The following is a 7320-nucleotide window of genomic DNA, read 5'->3' as shown; positions in this document are numbered from 1 at the left end:
AAGCTATGCATCTTGAGATGTGACGCACAAAATATGGGCAAGTTTTATTACTCGCTCTCAATTTTATTTGATATTTGTCAAAATATTTTGTTGTAGAACATTATATAGAGCAAATAATTGTCCGCAACAAAAATCCTTATTACTCCTGAGGTTTCGTTGTAAAACTAATCAGTTACTATGAAGATGCTAGAAACAATTCAGGGAACAGACCTTAGGCCTATTCCCTGAATATTCGATAGTGTGAAAGTTATCTAAGCTTCATAGCAGTCATACCGTTATATCTAACCGATAACCAATATTACGCGTCTTTAAATGCTTTCATCATTTGTAGGTGCTGAGAAATCTTCTTGAACTTATGGCTCTCTTTCTCGTCCCAAATAACTTTATATGAGTCTTCTAGCGCTTGAGCCGTTTTACTATTGTCATGAATTTCGTCGTTACGAGATAGAATAACAAGACAGCGGTCTTTATTCTTAATACGGAATTGTTCAACACACTTAGTGGCGATATCTTCGTACTCTTCGGGACGGTCAATTCGGCCTTGCATCGTTTTCTCTGGATGTAAGTTAGGATTAAACATCACTTGCTTAATACCACACAAAAAGCCGATTCTTTCAGCCCAGAATGCGCCAAGCCCAACACCACAAATAATAGGATTTGAGTCATTTGATTGCTCAATCACCTTATGAACTTCTTTAAGTAGGTGCTGCATATCATGTTTAGGATGTTGGGTGCTGTAGTTGATGAAACGAATGTCATCATCGATAAATTGAAGCTGAAGAACTTTCTCGTGGTTACCAGGGCTTGTTGAGTCAAAGCCGTGTAAATAGATAATCATTGTACCTCCCCTCTTGAATGCTGGTACGTATCAGCTAAATCTACCACGAAAACTAAGGTTTAAAAGGACTCACCAAGTAATTTGTATAACTAACTATCTAAACAGTGATCCTAGCTACAAAATGTAGATTGAAGTGTTTGTGCTTCTTTCAAGAAATACTCATCACCCCATAATTGATGAGCTAACAAGTACCAAAGCATTGCCATCATTTTACTTCTAGGTAACCAAGCTTGAACACCATCAACCCAAGTATCTACATCTGACACTCCTCTTAGCTGACAGTAGCGATAGACAGATTGTAAAACGGGGTGCTCTGAAGCAACAATAGACAAGGTCAGATCAAGCCTAGGATCAGCCAGTGAGGCATATTCCCAATCAATGATTTTGATTCCTTGCTCATTTTTAACCAGGTTGTACCCACCTAAATCAAAATGACAGAGCGCTAAGCCCACATCTTTGACGTTAGGAGCACTACGCCATTCTTGATAAATAGCCGAGTATTCTTCACTTTTATGCTGCTCATCCAATTGAAACCAATAGTGATCAACCCGAGCTGTGAAGCTAAATGGAGTTAAAGGCAAGCGTTGAGTATTAACATGATGAACAGAAATAGCGGTTCTTAACAAACTATCGAGTTCAAGACCTTCATATAAGCTCTCGCCATCGATCCATTCGACAAGCAAGCCTTTCTCGTTAATCACGATAGGCTTAGGCCCTAATTGGAGAGGCTCAATAGCAGAAAGGATTTGAAACTCTTGATGGCGAGTAATAGAAAAAGCTTCAGTAATAGACGTCGTCGGACGCCAAACGAAAACTTCCCCTTGGGCAGAAACCAACTTCCAACAGCGGTTAGTCAAACCACCTGTTAGCGTTTGTGCGCTAACGGGTGGAATGATGAAGAAGTCATCCAGCGAACTTAAACTGCTGTCGAGCAATTTGGCTTCTGACCAGGCAAATATTGCCATGTGATGACTCCTTTATTAATGACGCTTTAGCGAACTGGCTAATTCGTTCATGCTTGGGTTTTAAACCCTAGCAAGCTCTAGGCCAAATGAACGATAGTCCAGAAAACTATAAACCCAGTAAGCTTTTTGATTTCTGCTTACGAATTTCAGTTTCGTCAGCCCACTCGATTAGACCGGTTTCTAAATCCATTAAGCGCATTGTCATTTTGTAATATACGTCTTGGTCACTACCGTCATTTTTCACAATACTTGATAGGTTGCCGTATAACATGTATTGAGCACCGACCATTTTACCGAATTGAATTGCTGAACTTTGGTTCACTAACTCATCGTTATTTTGGAAATTTAATTGCTCACGAACCGACTCTACGCGGTCCATATCAACGAAACGGAACTTACCAGAGTTAAGCATTTTAGTGCTGATTGAATCAGTGATAGATTCTGTATCAATGTGCTCGCTGGTTTTGTTTTTGATACGCTCAACAAACACGATTGGACGCTGCTCACGGGTAATGTATGCAACAGAACCTGACGTCATCATGCTATCAACCATTTCACCAGCAATACGCTGAAGATCAGTAGAGCCAAAATCGATCGTTGTTGTTTCAACAGCCTGCGCGTCGCCATAGCTTACCTTGTTAGAACAACCACCTAAGATCACGGCAAGGCCTAATAATGCAATTACACTCTTTTTCATGTTTCTTCCTCATTTCTCAWCCGGAATGTCCTAATGTGACAATGCCGCGAGACTAACTAAAATTTGGACTCGTCTACACCTTCGTACACTAAGTCAGCGTTATCATTTATCGACTTTCAGCTTGGAGATAACCCAGCTTAAAACAAGCCGACATTACGAGTGTTATTCTTCACGAATTTGTACTCTAAACTGTGTACCGTTTGGGTTAACCGAAACTTCGGAAATAGACAGCGTTTCAAAACCGTACACAACAGCTTGGCGCCAAGGGCCTTGTTTAGTGTTAACTTCTAATCCAGCATCGTCATACCAGTAAAAACGGTAAAGGATATTTTGGTTACCTTTGAAGTCACTGGTTAAACGAACAACACCGCGAGTGTGCCCATCAACCTGTACTGTTGATATATCATCAATCAACAAACGGCTACCAAGAACTCTATCTCCAAAAAACACATTCTGCGTTAAGCTGTCGACTCTGACACCTGCCGTGTTTTCCGCGCAGCCGGCAAGAACCAACACTGCAAATAAACCAATAAACCACTTTTTCATTACAATCTCCCTAGCTGCTTATGCCAGACTGTTGAATTATTTCCCTGACGAGACACCCAAACCAAGGTGGTTTGATCTTCTCTAATTTCAAATTCATAGCGACTTTCACCTAGATCTAATACGTGCTTGCCCGCCGATAAAGACTGACTGCTACTATAGATCCCACTAGGTAAAGATTGCCAACTACGAGTATCAGGCTGTTCAGTCAACGTATTCCATACATTAAATAGTAGGTTACCGACATCATCGCCCTTAGTTGTTTCCTTTCTAATTCTGTCTTTTGCCACAACTCGAAGTGCCTGACGGATCACAATACTCGGCATACGCTCTGATAGATCGTTATACGCCATGACATTGACATCAGTTAACAAGTCTTGTGGAAGATTATTGCCATCAAGCTTTAATGAAGAAAAGCGTTCGTTACCATCATTTTTATAATACGGTAAAGCTAGAGAATAGATCGCACCGTTGTCTCGACTGTCATAAATCGGTAAATCTAAACGCCAACTACTCATGGCTTCTACAACGCCTTGCTCTTGCAATACGATAACTTGCCCAAGCTCTGACGGTTTATCCTGTAAAGCTCCGTAGCGCTTTTCTAGCTTCTCTAAATCTTGTCGCATACCCAAGCGTTTTGCGGTGAGCATAGTTCGTTCAACTATCTGCTTATTCTCCGGCATAACAGCAAGTGCACGGCGATAATCAACATAAGCACTATTGGGATCTTTAGAGGCTTCGTAAAGTAAACCAGATAAATACATTAAATAAGCATTTTGAACGGCTTGTAACTTTTGACCGGCATCTGGGTAATTTGATAGCACGCTACCCAAGTTCGCCGATAAGCCTTGCGACTGAATGTCTTTTTCAGCAGAACGCAGCTCTCGTTCACGAGCCTGCTTGGCACGTTCTTGAACCTGATTCGCGCGGCGCATCTCAATGACAGCCCCTTCTAAGTCATTTTTCTTTAAGTAGTTCAACCCCAAGTAAAGGTGTAAAAAACCCAATTCATAGTCAGAAGGCGTGTACTCTGTAATGTTGTCATTAACAGCTAAAGCACCCACGCTTGAAACAGAATCCCCTACAGAAATAACCGCTTTGTCTTGTTGAGCCCGTACCTCTGTATCGGCAACTTCAAAAGCTGATTTACTTTCAGGGTACATTTGATCCAAAAAGTTAATACGCCCTTTTTCAAAGCTATCAAGAATACCGCCTGCAGCATATTCAGGTAATGCTTCTCGCGCTTCGCTATACTGCCCCATCTTTACAGACTGGTAGATAGCTTTGTTTTGAGCACTGTAATGGCTAAATAGGCTACCAGCCGAARTGCTGGCACATCCAGTCACTAACGCTGATAATATCGCAATGGAAGCTAATCGTACTTGTCGCTTCACAGACTTCCTCCACGCTTAAAAATATTCACAAACTCTTGCCTCGCTTTATGTCTCATCATTGCCCAATAAATGCTTAATTTTAAGTGCATGAGCCCTAAAACCATCTGAGCTTAAACTTCTGGCGAAATTTAATATTCTCTCTGACACAAAAGTTTGCATAAAATTCAAATTAGCTCATCAATAATGGGCCTAGTGGGCGACCGCCAACTAAGTGCATGTGGATGTGATAAACCTCTTGTCCACCGTGAGAGTTGCAGTTCACGATCAAACGGTAGCCGTCTTCAGCAATACCTTCTTCTTTTGCAAGCTTCTTCGCAACGGTAAACATACGTCCCATCATTGCTTCATCTTCAGCTTCAACGTCGTTTGTTGTTGGAATCAGTTTGTTTGGGATGATCAGGATGTGGCTTGGAGCACGAGGGTTAATATCACGAAATGCTGTCACAAGCTCGTCTTGATAGAGTAAGTCTGTTGGGATTTCTTTATTAATGATCTTAGTGAAAATTGTTTCTTCAGCCATGGGATATACCACTGATTCGTTAGTTTTTTGTATTAGCGAGTATGCGCTATGCAACTAAAAACCTCAATAAAAAACACTGTTCATTTAATATAAACCGACTCTTTGATTTTATAAGTAAGCTATTTTTGCAGAGTGCGTCATAAAATGCGCGTCTCAAACTCAATACAATCCTGATAATTTTGTTAATTTCTAACTGAAGCAATGTATATCTTTACAGGGAGAGTGCTATGAAGGGTTCAGTGATCAAGCGTATGTACGCCGGTTTTACACTGATCATAATCATGTTTGCCATCACGATAACCATCATGAYGAATAGTATGAATCAGATACATGATAATTTTGAAAGCGTCTCTAACACGTCACTACCTTTAGTCTCTCTTTCTAATCAGACTAGTGTTCAACTATTATCTGCGGATAAATCTTTCAAAGATTTCCTTACCACTCAAAGTAGCGAACGCATGTCWGCTATGAGAAGTGAGTTTAATTCTGCTAAAGAGAGGTTCTCTCAAGTTCTAGCAGAATTGGAAACCGCCAGTTTAAGCCATGCTAATTTGGTAGAGCGCATTGCTCAACTTAAGGATATGGAGCAACGCTACTTTTCCGAAGCTGCTGATGCAATGAACAACTATGAAGCAATGTTTGCAGCTCAGGCTCAAGTTCAAAAAGCAGCGCGTGATTTCCAACGTTTACATTCTGAACTCAGTATTGGCATGAAAGAATATGTTGATGACCAATCTAGTATTTCAGTTAAGGTGATGGCAAAAAGCTACTTCATCAAATTGAAAGATGCCGAGATGATCACATCTGATGCACTTGCCAGTTCTGATATCGAATTTGTTCAGCAAGCCGTCAATAAAAACAAAAAAGCTGTCACGCATTTAAACTACGCATATCGTGGGTTAGCAACTCAGATGCCGCCACTAAAGAAAGTTTTCGACGATTCTGTACAAAAATTCAGTATCGACGTGGGTAAAAAAGGCGGTGTACTCGACAAACACAACAACTACCTACAAGCCAAAAATGCTCTCTACATCAATATTGCAAACCTAGCGGTTGAAGTTGATAACACGATGGCCGTTTTAGACACCTTTAATACTACTGCGGGTGAGCAGCTTAACGCTTCGTTAGTTGAAGCTAGCGAGGTGTATGACCAAGGCTTAGTGAATGCTATCGGTATTGGCGTTGTTATGGCTCTATTTGCCGCTGCGATTGGTTACCACATTGCTCATAGTGTTAGAGAACCTTTAACCCGTATCCTTAAGACTCTGGAATCACTCACCGAAGGTGACATGACCCAACGCATCGACATTCGTTACAACAATGAATTCAGTCGTGTTAGTGGGCATATCAACACTCTTGCCGGCAGTTTGCATGACATTCTGGTGAAATTGAATGATGCCGCTGATGAATTGACTGATACAGCCACGACCAACCAATCAACATCGAGCAAGACTCAATCTCAATTGAGCTCACAACGCGAACAAACGGCTAACGTCGCGACCGCGATGACTCAGATGTCACACTCGGTACAAGAAGTTTCTCAAAGTGCTCAGAGCTCATTACAGATGGTTCAGCAGGTGGAAACTGCTTCAGAATCGGGTCGCCAGATAATGAACACTAACATCAGCACAATTAACCAGCTTGAGTCTCGCTTAAACGAGTCGGTTGAAGCTGTCGGTGAACTTCAGAAAATGAGTAGCCAAATTGGGTCTATCCTTGATGTAATTCGTAACATTGCGGAACAAACCAACTTGCTGGCACTTAATGCCGCTATTGAAGCTGCACGAGCTGGAGAGCAAGGCCGAGGGTTTGCCGTAGTTGCTGATGAGGTAAGAGTTCTGGCACAAAGAACCACAACATCTACCTCTGAAATTGAAACTATGATTAGTAACTTACAATCAAGTTCTAAAGTAGCTGGTAACGTTATTGAGAGCTGTATGAGCGATATGGATATGTCTGTTCAACAAGCTTCAAATGCCAACAGTGCGATGGAAGAAATCCAAGCTCTTATTCTAGAAATCAGTCATATGAGTACACATATTTCCCAAGCTGCCGCGGAACAAAGTGAAMCGTCTGGCGACATTGCACGTAATATTGAAGATATAAATTTGATTGCCGACGCAAGCTACCAAGCTATGTCGTCAATAGCAGAAGCAAGCGAAAACCTTACCGCTTTGGCTAGCCAACAAGGGGACTTAGTTCACCGATTTAAACTCTAACCATTGACCTATTTCCAAGCAACATGCACTAGGAAATGGATAAATATTTGAATAAGGGCGACTTTTATATTGAGTCGCCCTTGTTTTTTGTGTCCGCTGTCATTATATGGTTATTAAGGCTTGCTGTTTTCCGTTACTTATCCA

General features: G+C 41.3%; 7 protein-coding genes. 1 reads left to right on the top strand and 6 read right to left on the bottom strand.

Annotated features, from left to right (window positions below):
- Positions 1 to 298 precede the first annotated feature (298 nt).
- From ycfP to hinT, 6 genes are all read right to left on the bottom strand, one after another.
- Positions 299 to 838 carry an alpha/beta hydrolase YcfP gene (gene ycfP / locus L4C33_RS17830; protein WP_428813757.1) on the bottom strand — a complete coding sequence of 180 codons (540 nt, stop codon included), beginning with the start codon at positions 836 to 838 and terminating at the stop codon, positions 299 to 301.
- 110 nt (positions 839 to 948) lie between these two features.
- Positions 949 to 1803, bottom strand: a complete 855-nt coding sequence (locus tag L4C33_RS17825; RefSeq protein WP_428813756.1) for a phosphotransferase — start codon at positions 1801 to 1803, stop codon at positions 949 to 951.
- A gap of 106 nt (positions 1804 to 1909) precedes the next feature.
- Positions 1910 to 2500, bottom strand: a complete 591-nt coding sequence (gene lpoB / locus L4C33_RS17820; RefSeq protein ID WP_428813755.1) for a penicillin-binding protein activator LpoB — start codon at positions 2498 to 2500, stop codon at positions 1910 to 1912.
- A gap of 162 nt (positions 2501 to 2662) precedes the next feature.
- On the bottom strand, positions 2663 to 3046 hold the full coding sequence (locus tag L4C33_RS17815; protein ID WP_428813754.1) for a YcfL family putative periplasmic lipoprotein: 384 nt from the start codon (positions 3044 to 3046) through the stop codon (positions 2663 to 2665).
- Positions 3046 to 4437: a COG3014 family protein gene (locus L4C33_RS17810; protein WP_428813753.1), complete on the bottom strand. Its 1392-nt coding sequence runs from the start codon at positions 4435 to 4437 to the stop codon at positions 3046 to 3048. The genes L4C33_RS17815 and L4C33_RS17810 overlap by 1 nt, the downstream gene beginning before the upstream one ends.
- 169 nt (positions 4438 to 4606) lie before the next feature.
- The gene (gene hinT, locus L4C33_RS17805) at positions 4607 to 4957 is read right to left on the bottom strand and encodes a purine nucleoside phosphoramidase (RefSeq protein ID WP_428813752.1); all 351 of its coding nucleotides are present in this window, start codon (positions 4955 to 4957) and stop codon (positions 4607 to 4609) included.
- Positions 4958 to 5184: 227 nt separating this feature from the next.
- On the opposite strand from hinT, the gene L4C33_RS17800 reads away from it, so the two are divergent.
- Positions 5185 to 7176 carry a methyl-accepting chemotaxis protein gene (locus L4C33_RS17800; protein ID WP_428813751.1) on the top strand — a complete coding sequence of 664 codons (1992 nt, stop codon included), beginning with the start codon at positions 5185 to 5187 and terminating at the stop codon, positions 7174 to 7176.
- Positions 7177 to 7320: the final 144 nt, after the last annotated feature.

This window comes from Vibrio makurazakiensis (genome assembly GCF_050337375.1).
GTDB lineage: Bacteria > Pseudomonadota > Gammaproteobacteria > Enterobacterales > Vibrionaceae > Vibrio > Vibrio makurazakiensis.
Note: the sequence above shows the minus strand (reverse complement) of the source record. Positions and strands in the feature narration are given on the sequence as shown.

What these genes read in the sequence shown, in the direction of transcription:
- ycfP (WP_428813757.1), bottom strand. Translation starts at nt 838, where the DNA reads ATGATTATCTATTTACACGGCTTTGACTCAACAAGCCCTGGTAACCAC.
- L4C33_RS17825 (WP_428813756.1), bottom strand. Translation starts at nt 1,803, where the DNA reads ATGGCAATATTTGCCTGGTCAGAAGCCAAATTGCTCGACAGCAGTTTA.
- lpoB (WP_428813755.1), bottom strand. Translation starts at nt 2,500, where the DNA reads ATGAAAAAGAGTGTAATTGCATTATTAGGCCTTGCCGTGATCTTAGGT.
- L4C33_RS17815 (WP_428813754.1), bottom strand. Translation starts at nt 3,046, where the DNA reads ATGAAAAAGTGGTTTATTGGTTTATTTGCAGTGTTGGTTCTTGCCGGC.
- hinT (WP_428813752.1), bottom strand. Translation starts at nt 4,957, where the DNA reads ATGGCTGAAGAAACAATTTTCACTAAGATCATTAATAAAGAAATCCCA.